This window comes from Mucilaginibacter kameinonensis (assembly GCF_003675385.1).
Lineage (GTDB): Bacteria > Bacteroidota > Bacteroidia > Sphingobacteriales > Sphingobacteriaceae > Mucilaginibacter > Mucilaginibacter kameinonensis.
Window position 1 is genome coordinate 140968 of the sequence record NZ_RCWZ01000001.1, and the last position, 15380, is coordinate 156347.

General features: G+C 41.8%; 12 protein-coding genes. 6 read left to right on the plus strand and 6 right to left on the minus strand.

What is annotated here, in order from left to right:
- Positions 1-118: 118 nt before the first annotated feature.
- The 3 genes from EAH55_RS00555 to EAH55_RS00565 form a co-directional block, all read right to left on the minus strand.
- Positions 119-1828 (minus strand): sodium:solute symporter, encoded by a 1710-nt coding sequence (locus EAH55_RS00555; protein ID WP_121808053.1) that lies wholly within the window; start codon positions 1826-1828, stop codon positions 119-121.
- A gap of 108 nt (positions 1829-1936) precedes the next feature.
- Positions 1937-2128: a hypothetical protein gene (locus EAH55_RS00560; RefSeq protein WP_112574471.1), complete on the minus strand. Its 192-nt coding sequence runs from the start codon at positions 2126-2128 to the stop codon at positions 1937-1939.
- Between the two features lie 203 nt (positions 2129-2331).
- Positions 2332-4803 (minus strand): PIG-L family deacetylase, encoded by a 2472-nt coding sequence (locus EAH55_RS00565; RefSeq protein WP_121808054.1) that lies wholly within the window; start codon positions 4801-4803, stop codon positions 2332-2334.
- Between the two features lie 263 nt (positions 4804-5066).
- Here EAH55_RS00565 and EAH55_RS00570 point away from each other — a divergent pair, with 263 nt between their 5' ends.
- From EAH55_RS00570 to EAH55_RS00585, 4 genes are read left to right on the plus strand one after another with little or no spacing between them, the layout of a single operon-like run.
- Positions 5067-5714 (plus strand): TetR/AcrR family transcriptional regulator, encoded by a 648-nt coding sequence (locus EAH55_RS00570; protein ID WP_121808055.1) that lies wholly within the window; start codon positions 5067-5069, stop codon positions 5712-5714.
- Entirely contained in the window at positions 5698-7062 is a 1365-nt protein-coding gene (locus EAH55_RS00575; protein ID WP_162996702.1) for a TolC family protein, read from the plus strand. The genes EAH55_RS00570 and EAH55_RS00575 overlap by 17 nt, the downstream gene beginning before the upstream one ends.
- A 23-nt stretch (positions 7063-7085) precedes the next feature.
- On the plus strand, positions 7086-8141 hold the full coding sequence (locus EAH55_RS00580) for an HlyD family secretion protein (RefSeq protein WP_121808057.1): 1056 nt from the start codon (positions 7086-7088) through the stop codon (positions 8139-8141).
- Positions 8142-8145: 4 nt separating this feature from the next.
- Entirely contained in the window at positions 8146-9690 is a 1545-nt protein-coding gene (locus EAH55_RS00585; RefSeq protein ID WP_121808058.1) for a DHA2 family efflux MFS transporter permease subunit, read from the plus strand.
- Positions 9691-9945: 255 nt separating this feature from the next.
- On the opposite strand, the gene EAH55_RS00590 is transcribed toward EAH55_RS00585, so the two are convergent.
- The gene (locus EAH55_RS00590) at positions 9946-10530 is read right to left on the minus strand and encodes a carboxymuconolactone decarboxylase family protein (RefSeq protein WP_121808985.1); all 585 of its coding nucleotides are present in this window, start codon (positions 10528-10530) and stop codon (positions 9946-9948) included.
- Positions 10531-10757: 227 nt separating this feature from the next.
- Positions 10758-11303, minus strand: a complete 546-nt coding sequence (locus tag EAH55_RS00595) for a peroxiredoxin (protein WP_091172945.1) — start codon at positions 11301-11303, stop codon at positions 10758-10760.
- Positions 11304-11488: 185 nt separating this feature from the next.
- On the opposite strand from EAH55_RS00595, the gene EAH55_RS00600 reads away from it, so the two are divergent.
- Complete coding sequence (locus tag EAH55_RS00600; protein ID WP_162996703.1) at positions 11489-13390, plus strand: WG repeat-containing protein; 1902 nt, start codon at positions 11489-11491, stop codon at positions 13388-13390.
- The gene (locus EAH55_RS00605; protein ID WP_121808060.1) at positions 13387-14019 is read left to right on the plus strand and encodes a DUF2306 domain-containing protein; all 633 of its coding nucleotides are present in this window, start codon (positions 13387-13389) and stop codon (positions 14017-14019) included. The genes EAH55_RS00600 and EAH55_RS00605 overlap by 4 nt, the downstream gene beginning before the upstream one ends.
- Before the next feature lie 142 nt (positions 14020-14161).
- Here the strand turns inward: EAH55_RS00605 and EAH55_RS00610 are convergent, their stop codons facing one another.
- Complete coding sequence (locus tag EAH55_RS00610; protein ID WP_112574463.1) at positions 14162-15328, minus strand: toxic anion resistance protein; 1167 nt, start codon at positions 15326-15328, stop codon at positions 14162-14164.
- Positions 15329-15380 lie beyond the last annotated feature (52 nt).

The following is a 15380-nucleotide window of genomic DNA, read 5'->3' on the forward strand; positions in this document are numbered from 1 at the left end:
TCGCGCCCCCTCTCAAGAGGGGATTTTAGGATCTTAGCTAAATACAATACAAGGAACTCTTTTAGCAAAAAGGTGTCGTTTTATAATGAAACGACACCTTTTTGCTAAAAGAACCATTTTAATTGGCTTTTGTAAGCGGAGAATATTTATCAGGTACCATCACACTAATAACCCATGCGATTACGATGAGCAGAAGAGCACCGATAGCATTAAGCCACAAATAGGCAATTACATTATAATACCCCATAAGGCAGATCAATGCTTCGGTTATAATGGCAGCTATAAATACCGCGGTACCTTTTATCTTCTTGAGATAAAAAGCTACGATGAATACACCAAGAATGGTTCCATAAATATAGGAACCCAATTGATTTACCGCCTCCAGCAGGTTACCGATACGGCTGGCATACAATGCCATGCCGATACAAACCACTCCCCAAAATACAGTTGCCAGTCGAGATGCGTTTAGATAATTCTGATCCGTAGCATTTGGGTTAACTATACGCTTATAAATATCAACCACACTTGTTGAGGCCAGGGAGTTTAAAGCGCTGGCGGTTGAGCCCATAGAGGCCAGAAAAATAATGGCCATCAGCAAGCCGATCAATCCTTTGGGCAGATACTGCGTTACAAAAGTCAGGAACACATAATTGGTATCATTATCATCGGCCTTCGGGTTATTCTTCTTCATCAGCTCAATGGCATTTTGTCTGATGGTGTGGGCCTGCATATCGGCTACCTTTAGCTGGCCCTGCGCATGGTTAATTCGGTCTTCATTTTTACTGTCAATGGCCTTGATCAGCTCATCGGCCTTGATCTTTTTTTGTTCAAAAGCTTGGGTGTACTGCTGGTCGAGGTGATTGTATTGTGTGGCGTAATTGCTTTTTTGAATTTGCTTAACCTCGTACTGGTTAAAAAACATTGGCGGGCGGTTAAACTGGTAAAACGCGAATACCAGTACCCCTATTAATAGGATCAGGAATTGCATCGGGATCTTGATCAGGCCGTTCATGATCAATCCTAAACGGCTTTGCCCTACCGAGCTTCCGGTTAAATAACGCCCTACCTGGCTCTGATCGGTACCGAAGTAAGAGAGTTGTAAAAAGAAACCACCAATTAATCCGCTCCAGATAGTATAACGGTTATCCGGATCAAATTTCCAGTCTATTACGTTCATCCTACCCATTTTGCCGGCCATTCTAAGCGAACTCATGAAACTTACATTACCCGGAAGCAGGTAAACCACCAATACGCCCGCCAAAAACATGCCCATAAAAATGATGCTCATTTGCAGCAGCTGCGTATACGATACGGCCTTGCTTCCGCCGTAAACTGTATAAATGATCACCAGGCCGCCTATAAAAAGCGTGGTATAAACCGTATTGATGTTTAATATGGTTGAAAGGATGATAGATGGCGCGTAAATAGTAACCCCGGTTGAAAGGCCTCGCTGTACCAAAAACAGGAATGACGTAAGCGCTCGGGTTTTCAAGTCAAAACGCTGCTCCAGGAATTCATAGGCAGTATAAACCTTAAGACGGTGAAAAATGGGAACAAAGGTGATGCAAAGCACAATCATGGCCAGCGGCAAACCGAAGTAAAACTGCACAAAGCGCATCCCATCAGAATAAGCCTGTCCCGGCGCCGAAAGAAAAGTAATAGCGCTGGCCTGTGTGGCCATTACCGATAAGCCTACATGATACCAGGGCAAGGAGCGGTTGCCCATCAAAAACTGGTCGATATTTTTATTGCTACCGCTTTTCCATATGCCGTACAGCACTATAGAGAATATGGTAAGCCCTAAAACAATCCAGTCGGTTAAACTCATTCAAAGAATTTGGTAATGAGCCAGAATACGAAAACTAAAAAAACCAGCCATGCAGCAACAATGCCGTAAAACTGGTTCCAATTTTTTATAAATGAAGGGAGGTCAGGATCAGGCCTCTTCATTACGGCCACGAACTAACACGGCGATATATGCAGCAGCAGTTAACAAGCCTAAAACACCACCTACAAAAATCCAGGTAAAGCCTTTATCGATAATAAAACCAACGAATAAGCCGGTCACTAATCCAACCAGGTAGTATATGAAATCAAAGTTTTCTTTTTCTTCTTTATGGTGTCCCATGATGTTATGAATATGATTGCGGCAAAAATAGGTGATTAATTGAATTTTACCAACTGTTTATTTTGTAAAAGGATTATGTTGATAGGCAATTTATAATAATTATCAACAAACGTCATTGCGAGGCACGAAGCAATCCCAGATTGGCAGGTTCGCTCTGTGCAGTTTGGGATTGCTTCGTGCCTCGCAATGACGATAGTAGTATATTAATTTGTCCCGGTTGATGCTTTCGGTTTGCTCAGTAAGTTGATGAACAACCTGTATGCTCCGGGTACACCGGCGGGCAGCTCCCTGAAAAATGCCAGCGAGGTGTACACAAACCTGCCTTTGCCGTAATCGCCTACTATTAATGATCCGTTAAGCGGTTCTTCGCCTTTGTCATGCATTTGCAGAATAGGCTTATACTGCGGATCGATGTTGGTTACATAGTATAAACCACGTTCCTGGATCCATCCGCTGAAATCGTCACCGGTTATTTTATTAGGATAGTTCAGTACCGGGTTCTGCTGATCTAATATGGATATTTCGGCGTTTTCATCGGTAACCCTCCTGTTTACTACAGTAAACGGATAAGGGCCTATTTGTTTTACCACAATACCATTGTTGTTATTGTACTGCACCACCAGGTTGCCACCGTTTTTTACATATTCCAATAATTTAGGTTGCTGATAAGCAAGGCGCTCATTCACGTTGTAGGCCCGAACCCCGGTTACAATGGCATCGTATACCGATAAATCACCATTCATCACTTCATTTTCGGTAAGCAAATGCACTTCATAACCTACCTGGCGTAAAGCTTCGGGCATCTGGTCGCCGGCTCCGGCAATGTAACCTATCTTTTTACCGTTGGCTTTCAGGTCGAGGTAAACGAGTTTAGTTTGCGCGGGTGGGAACAAGGTTATAGCCGGCACATGATCATACCTGATACGGCGAAGGCTAAGCGAAAACGGTTTTCCATTGGCATTAACAACGGCTTCCAGTTCAACTACCTTTTGCTTGTTATCAGTAGGTGTAACCGTAAACGCTACCGACCATTCGTCATTTTTATCTTTATTGGTAAAATCAATCTTCTCCGGACTTATTTTAAAACCTGCTACCGGTTTAAGGCTGATGGTTCCGCTTGCTTTGGTAAAGCTTTTCAGGTTTAACAGCACCGTTTGCGCCTGTTGTGTACTGAAGATATAATCCTTATTGTCGATGTTTGCTGTAACCGGCGGGGTAATTTCTATAGGCTGATATACCTCTCCCCTAACCGGATCTACATATTTATAAATAATGCGGCGGTCGATATTTACCGGCTTACCTTCCACAATAAACTGGAAAGTAACTTTCGGTAGGTCGGGATTTTCGGGGTTACCGGCAAGCGTATTATCGGGCAGGGTATAAACGCCAACGGGGTGCGGTGCAGCTAACCAATAAGGTTGCGTTAAGGCAGATGCCGCGGCAGTGGTTTCAAAGGTCTGAACCTGGTTAAATGGCAATTCCTTGCTTTGCAACGCTAACGAACTGTCGTTAGCATCAATACTGTTTATTTTAACACGATAATTAAAACGGTTAATTACCTGCGCGCGTACATTTATTTTATCACCAAGCGAATAAGTTGGTTCGGTTGCGTAAGCCTCAAACCACAAACCGGCACATGCGGCAATGATGTTATTCAGTTCTTTAGTTTTCTGTTCGCGCCAATATATATCCGGAACTTTTTCAACCTTCATTAAAAGCTGAACCAACGCGGGCAATGATTTTTCGGGAGCCTCTGTTATAAAGTTTCTCTTGATGACATTTACAAGAGCGGCGATGGCATCACCATCCTTAACGCGTTTCCAGGTTGTGTTAACACCATCCATCAGGTCTTCCTGGGGTGCGTCACCCAAAATGGTTTTGAAAAACTCGAACGATTCGCCGCGTTGTTTAGCCGAACCGAAACCCTGGGTTTTGTGGTTGCTACGGCTTTCGGCAGCTATTTCGCCATAGCTTTTGCCCAATGTTGTGTTGTAAACTCCTACATCTATCTTAAACTGATCGGCGGCAGTAGTATTTGTACTACCAAAATTGAAGGTGTTCCACATCAGACGTTTGGCCTGCCATGGTTTTACATATTTTAACTGTTCGGGGTACCGGTTGGGATCAGCCGCAGCAGTAAAAGCCTCCTGCGCCAATATTGCCGATGAAGTATGGTGACCGTGACCACCTTCGCCGGTTGTAGGGAAACGGCAAATAATAACGTCGGGCCTGAACTTGCGGATCACCCAAACCACATCGCCCAATACTTTTTCTTTATCCCAGATCTTCAGCGTTTCTTCCGGCCCTTTTGAAAAACCGAAATCATTAGCGCGTGTAAAAAACTGTTCGGCGCCGTCAACCCTTCGGGCTGCCAGCAGTTCCTGCGTACGGATCAATCCAAGTAGTTCGCTTTGCTCATTGCCTATCAGGTTTTGCCCACCATCTCCACGGGTAAGCGACAGGTAGCCGGTGCGATAATGTTTTTCCTGCGCCAGGTAAGCAAGCAAGCGAGTGTTTTCATCATCGGGGTGTGCCGCCACGTACAGCACGCTGCCCAACACATCAAGCTTTTTTAAATTTTGCTGGATAGTGCCCAGATCAGTTGGCGGATTGGTTTGGGCATTTGATAAAACAGTTGCAAACAGCAATAATGCAATGAGGTAGATACGCTTCATAGCAACAAATATATTGAAAGATAAATATTCTGCATTTACTGTATCAACAATATAACAAAACCATTACTATGAGCATCAATCTGTTAAGATTTTTGACGATAACTATTAAATGTTTCAACAAACACTTTTAATTTTTATATTTTTCTTAAGTCTTGTCAAACAAATCTGTCATTCGATGGTAATCTTAATCAACTGATTAACTTTTTCTGCTTCAATCCGATACGCTTAATCAATCGTTTGATTAATTTTGTGCCGTTAAAACAATGGAAAAAGATAAAATAGATAAAAAAGACCACATCCTCGACGTAGCCGAAAAGGTGTTCGCGGATCTTGGTTATGACGGTGCCTCCACTCGTACCATATCGGGCGAAGCCGGTGTAAACATGGCTATGCTCAATTACTATTTTGGATCAAAAGAAGGGCTTTTCCTGGCAGTTTTTAAGCGTAAGATCGATTCGTTCCGCACCCTGCTGCAAAATATTGGCAGCGATGATAGCATGAACGCCTGGGATAAACTGGATAAATGCATTGACAATTATGTTGAGCGCATTATTGCCAATAACTGTTTTCAAAAGCTTATAAACAGAGAAGTATCCATGAACAAACGTGGTGATCTTACCGATAAGATCATCGAAATATTAATGGTAAACGTGTACGAGGTAAAAAGAATTATGGAAGAGGGCGTAAACAATGGCCTGTTTTATAAAGATGTTGATGTGCCTCTCGTAATAGCCACCCTATTCGGTACAAAAAATTATATCGTTAACATGCCACAGCTATCATCATTAATACTGGGACATGATATTCGTGATGAAAAGTTTATGGAAAATGAACTGAAACCACGCGTAAAAAAATACATGAAAAGACTTTTAAAAGCTTATTTAGTTAATGAACATGACAACTCCAAATAACAAAACCAATCACCTTAAACTATTAAAGCAGGTGTTACGGCCCGTTTTGCGTGGCAGTATCGCCCTCATAGTTTTAAGCCTGCCTTTTGCAGCCAATGCGCAAGACAGGACACTAACACTTGATGAGGCTATTAAACTTGGCCTTGAAAACAGCAAAACGTTAAAGCTATCAAACTCGAAGGTTGAGCAGGCTATTTCTGAATACAACCAGGCTAAAGATGAAGCACTGCCAACAGGTAAAGTAAGTTACGGTTACAACCACGCCGAAATTCCGGCCAACAGGCTTGCTTTGGGCGAATCAAGCTTTAATTTGCCTAACCGTGCCGACGCGTACCTTGGCATCCTTACTTTAAACCAAACCATATTTGCCGGCGGTAAATTGAAATATGCCCGTCAGTCAACAGACCTGCTTACACAGGTGGCCCGTTTGGATATAGAGAATGATAAAGACCAGATTGTTTACGATATCATCAGCTCGTACTACAATCTGTACAAAGTATTGCAAAGCAAAAAAGTAGTAACACAAAACTTAACTACTGTTGATGGTCAGATTAAACAGGCACAACGCTTTTTTGAACAGGGCCTGGTAACTAAAAACGATGTATTGCGTTTTCAATTGCAACGCTCAAACATTGAAGTTAACGGTGTAGACCTGGAAACTAACCGTCGTATCATCAACTATAACCTGAACGTATTGTTAGGTTTACCTGAAGGCACACAGTTAAATATCGACCAGATTACCGAAGCCGACAGGCAGGTAGCTCCGCTTACTGCTTACCTTGATACAGCAATGGCTGTTCGCCCTGAGTTTAAGCAATTCGCGCTACGCAGCCGTGTTGCCGAAACCAATATCAAAAGCATTAAAGCTAATGAATTGCCAACTTTAGGTGCTTCAGTTGCAGGTTATTATGTTGATGTTAACGCCAATCCTATCCCTAAAAGCGGTAACTTCATCACTCCACTATCGGCCGGCTTAACACTGTCATGGAACTTCAGCTCATTGTGGACAAACAAAAACAAGGTAAAAGAAGCCCAGATTCAGAGCCAGCAGGTTGATATCAACAATAGCATCACTACCGACCGTGTAAAAGACGAGGTTAACCAAAGCTATCAGAACTACACCCAGGCATTGGAGAAGATCAAACTTTTACAAACAGCTATTGATCAGGCGGGTGAAAACAACAAGATCCTCGAATCAAAATACAAAAGCAACATAGCATCAGCTACAGACAGGGCCGATGCAGAAACATTGCTTTACCAGGCACAGATCAACTTAGAATTGGCTAAAGCCGATGCTGGTCTGGCTTACTATACTTTACAAAAATCAACTGGAAAAATCAACAAATAATAATACCAAACCTTTTAAATAAAATGGCAAAGGAACAAGAAACACCGGAACAACCGAAAAAGAAAAACAAAGTTATCCCCATCATATTAGGCATTGTACTTATTGGCGGCGTAATTTTCGGTATAAAAGAATACATCTACTTCAGCAAACACATTGATACTGATGACGCTCAGATCGATGGCGATATCAGCCCTGTAGTTGCCCGCGTTGGCGGATATGTTGATTCAATTTATTTTGAAGAAAACACCCACGTAAATGTTGGTCAGCCGTTGGTTAAAATTGATGACCGCGACTATAAAGTAAAATTAGAGCAGGCCCAGGCTGCACAAGTTGGCGCAAGCGCTGGTATCAATGTAAACCAGTCACAGATCTTCGCTAACGAAGCAAATTCTGCTGGCGCTAAAGCTCAGGTTGCATCAAACGCTGCCCACTTAGAGAAAGTACAAAAAGATTACGACCGTTATGCCAACCTGGTAAAAGACGGATCAGTAACTCAACAACAATTTGACCAGGCCAAAGCCGATCTTGATGTTGCTAAAGCTAACTACAAAGCATCACAGGATCAGTACAAAGCTGCTGTTCAGCAAATTGGTACAACCCGCAGCCAGTTAGCAGTTACCCACACAGGTGTATCACAAAGGCAGGTTGATATTGATTATGCAAAATTGCAATTGAGCTATACTTTAGTTAAATCGCCTGCAAGTGGTTTAGCATCTAAAAAGAATGTACAGTTAGGTCAGCTGGTACAGGCTGGTCAAACTTTGTTTTCAATTGTGAATGACAATAGCCTTTACATTACTGCCAACTACAAAGAAACTCAGCTTACCAACATCAAAAACGGTTTAAAAGTGGAGATTGAAGTTGACGCTTATCCTGATATGAAACTGGAAGGCCAGGTTTACAATTTTTCACCTGCTACAGGCGCTAAATTCTCCCTGCTTCCTCCGGATAACGCTACCGGTAACTTCGTAAAAGTTGTACAACGTGTGCCAGTAAAAATTAAAATTAACGGCACTAAAGAAGAGCTTGCAAAATTACGCCCTGGTATGAGCGTAAACGTATCAGTAATTAAAGAATAATATTATGGCTGAAACTGGCTTTAAAAAGTGGATCATCACCATTACTGTGATCACAGCTTCGCTACTGGAGCTGATTGATACCACTATCGTTAACGTAGCGTTGCCTCACATACAGGGTAACCTTGGCGCAACCCTTGAGGATGTGGCCTGGGTAGTTACCGGCTATGCGGTAGCAAACGTAATCATATTGCCCATGTCGGGATGGCTGGGCGGCCGTTTTGGGCGTAAAAACTATTTCATGGCATCTATCATCGTGTTTACCATTGTATCATTTTTATGTGGTAACGCGCACAGTATGGATGAACTGGTATTGTTCAGGATATTACAGGGTATTGCCGGTGGCGGTTTAATTTCAACCGCCCAGGCTATATTGCTTGAAACCTGGCCTCGTGAGCAAATAGGTACTGCAACCGCGTTATTTGGTTTGGGAGCGGTTGTAGGCCCAACAGTAGGCCCTACTATTGGTGGCTGGATTGTTGAAAACTACTCATGGCCATGGATCTTTTATGTGAACATACCTGTAGGCGCTTTAGCGGCATTTTGTACTTACACCTTTGTGAGGGAAACCCCCAAGGATGCCAAAGGCAAACCTGTTGACTGGTGGGGTATCATCCTGCTGGCCATAGCGGTAGGCAGCTTACAAACCGTACTTGAAAAAGGTGAAAGTGAAGACTGGTTTGCAAAAACATACATCCTGGTATTAACCATCACTGCTGTATTAGGAACGATACTGTTCATCTGGCGCGAAATGAGCACGGAGCACCCGATTGTGAATTTCAGCATTCTCCGGCACCGAAGTTTTGCGGTGGGGATGTTTACGTCCTTTATTCTCGGGTTTGGTTTGTACGGATCGGTGTTTGTGTTCCCGGTGTTTTGTCAAAACCTGCTTGGGTTTAACGCCCAGCAAACCGGTGAGTTGTTGTTCCCGGGTGGTTTGTGTACCATTGTGATGATGCCATTTATAGGCAAGATGCTCAACAAAGGCATACCGGCCCAATTTATGGCCACAGCTGGCATGTTCCTGTTTTATGTATTTACACATATGCTGAGCGGCTCAACACTTGCTACAGGCGAAAAAGATGTATTAGTACCTCTATTGATCCGTGGTGTAGGTATGGCCTTATTATTCGTGCCGCTTACAACACTGGCCATGGCCGATTTGAAAGGCCCTGAATTAGGCCAGGGATCTGGTTTGAACAATATGATGCGTCAGTTGGGTGGTTCATTTGGTATTGCTACACTGACTACTATCATCCACATTCGTCAGGGTGTACACCGCAGTAACCTGCTGGTAAACATCAACCAGTACAACAACCCTTTCAATGATCGTTTGAATATGCTTACCCAGGGCTTCATGGCTAAAGGTAAATCAATGATTGATGCTACCCACATGGCTTATCAGGCTATTGAGGGCATGGTTACAAGGCAAACGCTGTTGTTAACTTATGACGATGCTTACTGGATTTCGGGATTGGTGATGTTGTTTTCGATACCGCTGCTTTATTTGCAGCCGTTCAAAAAGCTCAAAGCCGTTGCGGATTCGCACTAAAACGATAAAAGCCGTTCCACTATTACCGGAACGGCTTTCCCCAAAAAAAATTAACAATTAAAATTTAAGTTACTCGCCCTGCATAAACAACATATTTAAATATCGCGACCAGGGTTTGTTTAATCTTAAGGTATAAATTTACTGGTTTTTAATTAATAAACGCAAATTTTATTGGGCAATAAAATACTATTTATGAAAAAGGCATGAAATTTTATTGTTTCATGCCTTTTTTACTTTTAAAACAAGTTAAGCTTGTTAAAATATAACTTTCCCTGTAGCTGTTATTAACGATGCTATACGTACCGCATCAAAAATACGCTCTTCGGTAGTGCCTAATTTAATCAATGAATCTTCGTGAGCGTTCACGCACATTTCGCAACCGTTAACTGCAGACACGGCTAAACTGGCCAGTTCAAAAAACTCTTTACCGGTAACAGGTTTCATCATCAACTGCATACGGATCCGTGCAGGGATCTGGGTATACTTTTCTTTTTGAGTAAAGTGCCTGAAACGGTAAAACACATTGTTTGATGCCAGCAATGAAGCACAACCAACAGCTTCGCCAACTTCGGCATCGGTAGCTTCGTTGTCTTTAGCGTATTTGGTAAAGAAGTTGGTAAGCGGTACGTTATTGTTATTTACAGCTGTAGCCAAACCAAGTAGCGCACATTCTTTATTGGTTAAATGTGCAGAGGTAAGGGTGCTGGTAAAATTCAGCTTCAGATCACGCAGATAGCGTGAGTCGCCTGTTTCCAAAAGTGTAAGGCTTGCGGTACGGTAATTAATATCTAATCCGATACTCTGGAGTATCTCCTGGATTACTTCGGTACTTTCGTTCATGTTTTTCGGGGTTATTTTTTTATTGTAGAGACGCTTAATTGCGTCTCCTGCATGAAAATCAATATCGCTAAATAAAATTGCTTGTCCTTGGGAGAGACGCATGTGATGCGCCTCTACATCAAAACAGCTTCTGCCTTAGGTTTTTAACTATTGATCTTCAGCTTAAAAAAGGGTGTAAAAAATCCCCGCACCGGAATACAGTACGGGGACAATTATCTGTTATACGATTATACAGTTAAAGTTTCCTGACCTTTTTCCCAGTTGCAAGGGCAAAGCTCGTCAGTTTGTAAACCGTCAAGTACGCGTAATACTTCTTTTACGTTACGGCCAACGCTCAGGTCGTTAACTGATACCCAACGGATGATACCTTGTGGGTCAACGATGAAAGTAGCACGGTAAGCGATTTTTTCAGTTGGTTCTAAAATACCCAGATCTTCAGCTAATGATTTTGAAGTATCAGCAAGCATAGGGAATTTCAAATCACGCAAATCGTCGTGATCTCTTCTCCAGGCAGCGTGAACAAACTCAGAGTCGGTAGAAGCACCGATTAAACGGGTTTCACGGTCGCGGAATTCGCCAAAGTTTTTGTTGAATTCAGCAATTTCAGTAGGGCAAACAAAAGTAAAGTCTTTTGGCCACCAGAACATTACAGTCCAAACGTTATCATCGTTGGTTAAATACTCAGAAGTAAGGGTTTCAAACTCTTTACCTTTTTCAAGGCTTACTACTGCTGTTTTAGAAAATTCAGGGAATTTTTGTCCTATCGTTAACATATTTTGATATTTCTTTTAATGTTTATGCAAATATAAAAATTTTAGGCCGCCTCCCGAATACTAATATTCTATCATATATAGATTTTGGCTATATATTTCATTTTAAATATAGTTAACTTTTATAGGTCTGTTTATTAACGCTTTAACAGCTTTTGCTATTTCAAAAAATGCGCTATCTTGGTTGTATGAAAACCAGACCTATCCTTATTATTGCGGTGGCTGTTATTGTTTTGGCAGTTGGCGGGTATTTTATTTTCCGTGGAAAACCCAAACAGTCAACCAGCAGCAATGAAATAAGTAACTTTTTAAAAGCATTCAAAGCTCAGGTTATAAAAGGCAATCGCGATTCATTGATGAGTTATTTTGCCGATAAACAAACATCTGAACCTATAAATAAATTAATAACAACCCTAATCAACAAACAGCAAAAAAGCGACGAAGAAGATGTATCTTTTAACATAGAGCTGAATGTAGAGCAAGCCGAAATTACACAGATCAATCCTCAACTCGCCACAGCTGTTGTTCCTGTTACCTTTAGCGAGCAGCATCTGGATACAAGGCATTCCGCCATAACTTTTGCCATTCAAAAAAACGAGCAAAACAAACTTAGCATCTACCAGGCAGATGCTCGTAATTTCATGAATGATTATATAGCTTACCGTAATACCGCGTGGGCGAAAAAATATACAGATAAAGAAATTTACAGCCCGGAAACACTGAAAGCATTCTTAGATGCAGGCAATTTATTCGCTAAATATGATAGCGTAATATGGTTTACCCATTTAAAGAAACAGACATACTTTTATGTAGTAAAGGGGAAATGGGATTATTATAACTTAATGAAGGATACTGCCAAAACATATAAAATGGGATTAATCGGCCCCGATTATAAAGAAGTAATCCCTGCTGAATATGACCTTATTCATAACATAAGCGGCACGTTCCCTGATCTTATTGAAGTTGAAAAAGATCGTAAGCGGGGTTTTTATGACCTTAGTGGCAAAGTTGTAATTCCCGTTGAATATGACCAGATATTTCCGGTTAATGATACCGAAAACCTTGCCGCATTAAGAAAAGGCGATGAGTACTTTTGGTTAAAAAACGACTTTTCTGTGTCCGAAAAAACCGAGGTTAAAATCAGTGAGCTGTTTTCGAAACTTAAGCAACCAAACTCATTTACATTAACCAAGAGCCCGGCCGGTGATATTACCGAGTTTAACTCGCACGAGCAGCACGGCAGCATTTATCTTCCTCCTTCATATCTTGTTGATCTCGGGTTGATTCGAAAAGTGCATGAATTTAAAAACCCACTGCGTAAGCATGTTGACTTTGTAGCTACAAGTTCGCAGTATATAGTAAAAGCAAGAGCGTTGCCGGTAAAAGTATCCGCCGAAAACAACAGCTGGTTGCAAACGGCTTATTATTCTATTCGCGATTATTTTATAGGTGGCCGCGCCGAATTCTATGATACCAATAATATAGTACTGATAGATAACAAAAACAACAAGATTTATAGCTATGAAATCAACACTGATATTAACTCCGAGGAAGGTGGGGGCGAATTAAGCGGAAGCTGCAATGAGTATAATATCAATGCAACCAGCGATTCGCTACTGGAGGTAAAAGTTACAACCACTGCCAATATCGAACTCTATAATCACACCTTTATTGATGAGCTGCCCGTATTTCATTTCCTAAAAATTGAGAATGGCAAAGTAACAGAAGCCATGAACACAAAAAGGGTGTTCGCTTTTACAAAATACCAAAAAATGGACGACCATTTTATCAATGGATGTTACGTTTACGGTAAAGTTGTTGACGGAAAATATAAAACTTCAGGTGGAGGGCCAATTTCATCCGAAACATTAAGGTATATGAAAAACGAGATCTATGCCGATTATAATTACAAGTTTAAAGACAAACGCTGGACGGATGTCTTCTCGCAGCAGTTTTATGACCGTTATAAACCAGAAAACGTTAGTGTTCAGGATTCACTTACCGAGATTGATAAGTATAATATCCAGTGGATTGATCAGAAATTGAAAGCCATGCCGGTTATACAACCAAAGGTACTTGCTGCTAAATGAGTGTCACAGGCCGCATATTAAGATATTTTGCTTTTTTCTGGGTATTTGTGCTTTGCGCTGGCACATTTATCCAGTATTGGAATTTTAATACCGATTCCTACTTTCTGCATATCAAACAAAAAGCCGTTGAAACCGGATGGTACCTCCCTGCCTTTTATTGCCATATTATAGGTAGCAGCGTAATCCTGCTTGCCGGCTTTTTCCAGTTTTCAAAAAAAGTGTACAATAACAAAGCGCTGCATCGTGCATTGGGTAAGCTTTATATATTTGGTGTGCTATTTTTTGCCGCGCCGGGCGCTTACATCATGACGCTTTTTATAAACCGGGGCACGGGTGTATTTATATCTTTTTTATTGCAGAACACGCTGTGGGTGGCTTTTACCCTGGCTGCGTTTCTGCTGGTTAAAAAAGGCAGGATTGACGAGCATATCAAAATGATGAACCGGAGCTATGCACTCGCCTTCGGCGCGGTTACTTTACGTTTTTATATCTGGCTGTTTACCGTTTGGGGTAACGGTGTAAACTTTGAAAATAATTACCTCATCATATCCTTTTTAAGCTGGGTGCCTAATTTGCTTTTGGTTGAGGTTATAAATAGGTACGGCAGGAAGCCGATTATGGCGGGATAAAGGATTTAAATTAAAACGTCATTGCGAGGTACGAAGCAATCCCAAACTATACAGAGCGGCTCTGCTCATCGGGGATTGCTTCGTACCTCGCAATGACGGGTATAATTTAAAGCCCTCCCCTTTGGGGAGGGTTGGGTGGGGTTTAACTCACACTCGTTACCGTTTTTTTCAACTCTGTTTCCAGGTTTTGAAGCTCGGTGTTCAGCGTACGACGGTTGGCTGTACCTTCGTCGTGAATGCGTTTTACCTCGGTAAGGGTTTCAATGAGGGATGAAGTGGTCTTTTTTAGGGTATCTAATGATACTACTGTTTTCTCATTTTCGCGGGCTACGTCAATGCTGTTTTGTTTCAGCATTTCGGCATTCTTTTGTAAAATGGTGTTGGTAGTATCAGAGATCTTTTTCTGCATCTCCACGTTTTCTTTCTGGCGGTTAAGCGCCACAGCTATGGTAAGCTGGTTTTTCCAGACCGGGATGGTGGTTGATACGATAGATTGCGCCTTTTCAGCAATGGTGGTATTGTTATTTTGCACCACACGGATTTGGGCCAGCGATTGCAGCATAATAAAGCGTACCACTTTCAGATCGGCAAGACGCTTATCCAAACGGTTCACAAAATCGCGCAGATCGGCTATTTCATAATCCTGGTAACCTGTTGGGTTACCATCCATCACTGCCAGCTTTTCGTTAAGCTCATTGTATTTGAGCTGCCCGGCAATGATCAGGTCTTCCATTTGTTTAATATAGGTAATGTTGCTGTCAAACATGGTTTGCAGCGAGCTATTATCCTTTAACGAGTTAACACGACCGGCTTTGATCTTATTGGTGATCTTATCAATGTTGTTAACCACGGTATCATACTTCTGGAAAAGCTTTTTGGTATCAACAACCAGCTTTTTCATGAAGGGGATATGTGATATAAATGAGGTAAACGCGTTTTGGTTAAGCTCATCAACATCAATATAATTAAGTTCGGTAAGCAACTCGTTAATCAGTCCGCCTACCTCGCCCGAGTTATAGGTACGTACCGAAGTAAGGAAGTTATTGCTGTATTTCTCCATTGAGTTTTGTACCTCAACGCCGTAGTTCAGTATCGAGTTAACATCAGCCGGATTGATATCCTTACCCATTTCGCCATACTTTTGCAGATCCTGGTTTGGTATGGCATCAAGGTTTACATTACCCTGCTTATCTACCTTCATAGGCACGTTGCTGGCCGGTGAAGCTGCCGCCGGAATATCCAGGTTGGTTGGAGTGATCAGCGGTGGTATATTCAGATTTAGTTCATCATTGTTTGGTGCACTTTCCATAATCTTATTTTAATTATTTAGTAGTACTTAATTTGTTCATGTTAAAAGCCAT

What these genes read in the sequence shown, in the direction of transcription:
- EAH55_RS00555 (WP_121808053.1), bottom strand. Translation starts at nt 1,828, where the DNA reads ATGAGTTTAACCGACTGGATTGTTTTAGGGCTTACCATATTCTCTATA.
- EAH55_RS00560 (WP_112574471.1), bottom strand. Translation starts at nt 2,128, where the DNA reads ATGGGACACCATAAAGAAGAAAAAGAAAACTTTGATTTCATATACTAC.
- EAH55_RS00565 (WP_121808054.1), bottom strand. Translation starts at nt 4,803, where the DNA reads ATGAAGCGTATCTACCTCATTGCATTATTGCTGTTTGCAACTGTTTTA.
- EAH55_RS00570 (WP_121808055.1), top strand. Translation starts at nt 5,067, where the DNA reads ATGGAAAAAGATAAAATAGATAAAAAAGACCACATCCTCGACGTAGCC.
- EAH55_RS00575 (WP_162996702.1), top strand. Translation starts at nt 5,698, where the DNA reads ATGACAACTCCAAATAACAAAACCAATCACCTTAAACTATTAAAGCAG.
- EAH55_RS00580 (WP_121808057.1), top strand. Translation starts at nt 7,086, where the DNA reads ATGGCAAAGGAACAAGAAACACCGGAACAACCGAAAAAGAAAAACAAA.
- EAH55_RS00585 (WP_121808058.1), top strand. Translation starts at nt 8,146, where the DNA reads ATGGCTGAAACTGGCTTTAAAAAGTGGATCATCACCATTACTGTGATC.
- EAH55_RS00590 (WP_121808985.1), bottom strand. Translation starts at nt 10,530, where the DNA reads ATGAACGAAAGTACCGAAGTAATCCAGGAGATACTCCAGAGTATCGGA.
- EAH55_RS00595 (WP_091172945.1), bottom strand. Translation starts at nt 11,303, where the DNA reads ATGTTAACGATAGGACAAAAATTCCCTGAATTTTCTAAAACAGCAGTA.
- EAH55_RS00600 (WP_162996703.1), top strand. Translation starts at nt 11,489, where the DNA reads ATGAAAACCAGACCTATCCTTATTATTGCGGTGGCTGTTATTGTTTTG.
- EAH55_RS00605 (WP_121808060.1), top strand. Translation starts at nt 13,387, where the DNA reads ATGAGTGTCACAGGCCGCATATTAAGATATTTTGCTTTTTTCTGGGTA.
- EAH55_RS00610 (WP_112574463.1), bottom strand. Translation starts at nt 15,328, where the DNA reads ATGGAAAGTGCACCAAACAATGATGAACTAAATCTGAATATACCACCG.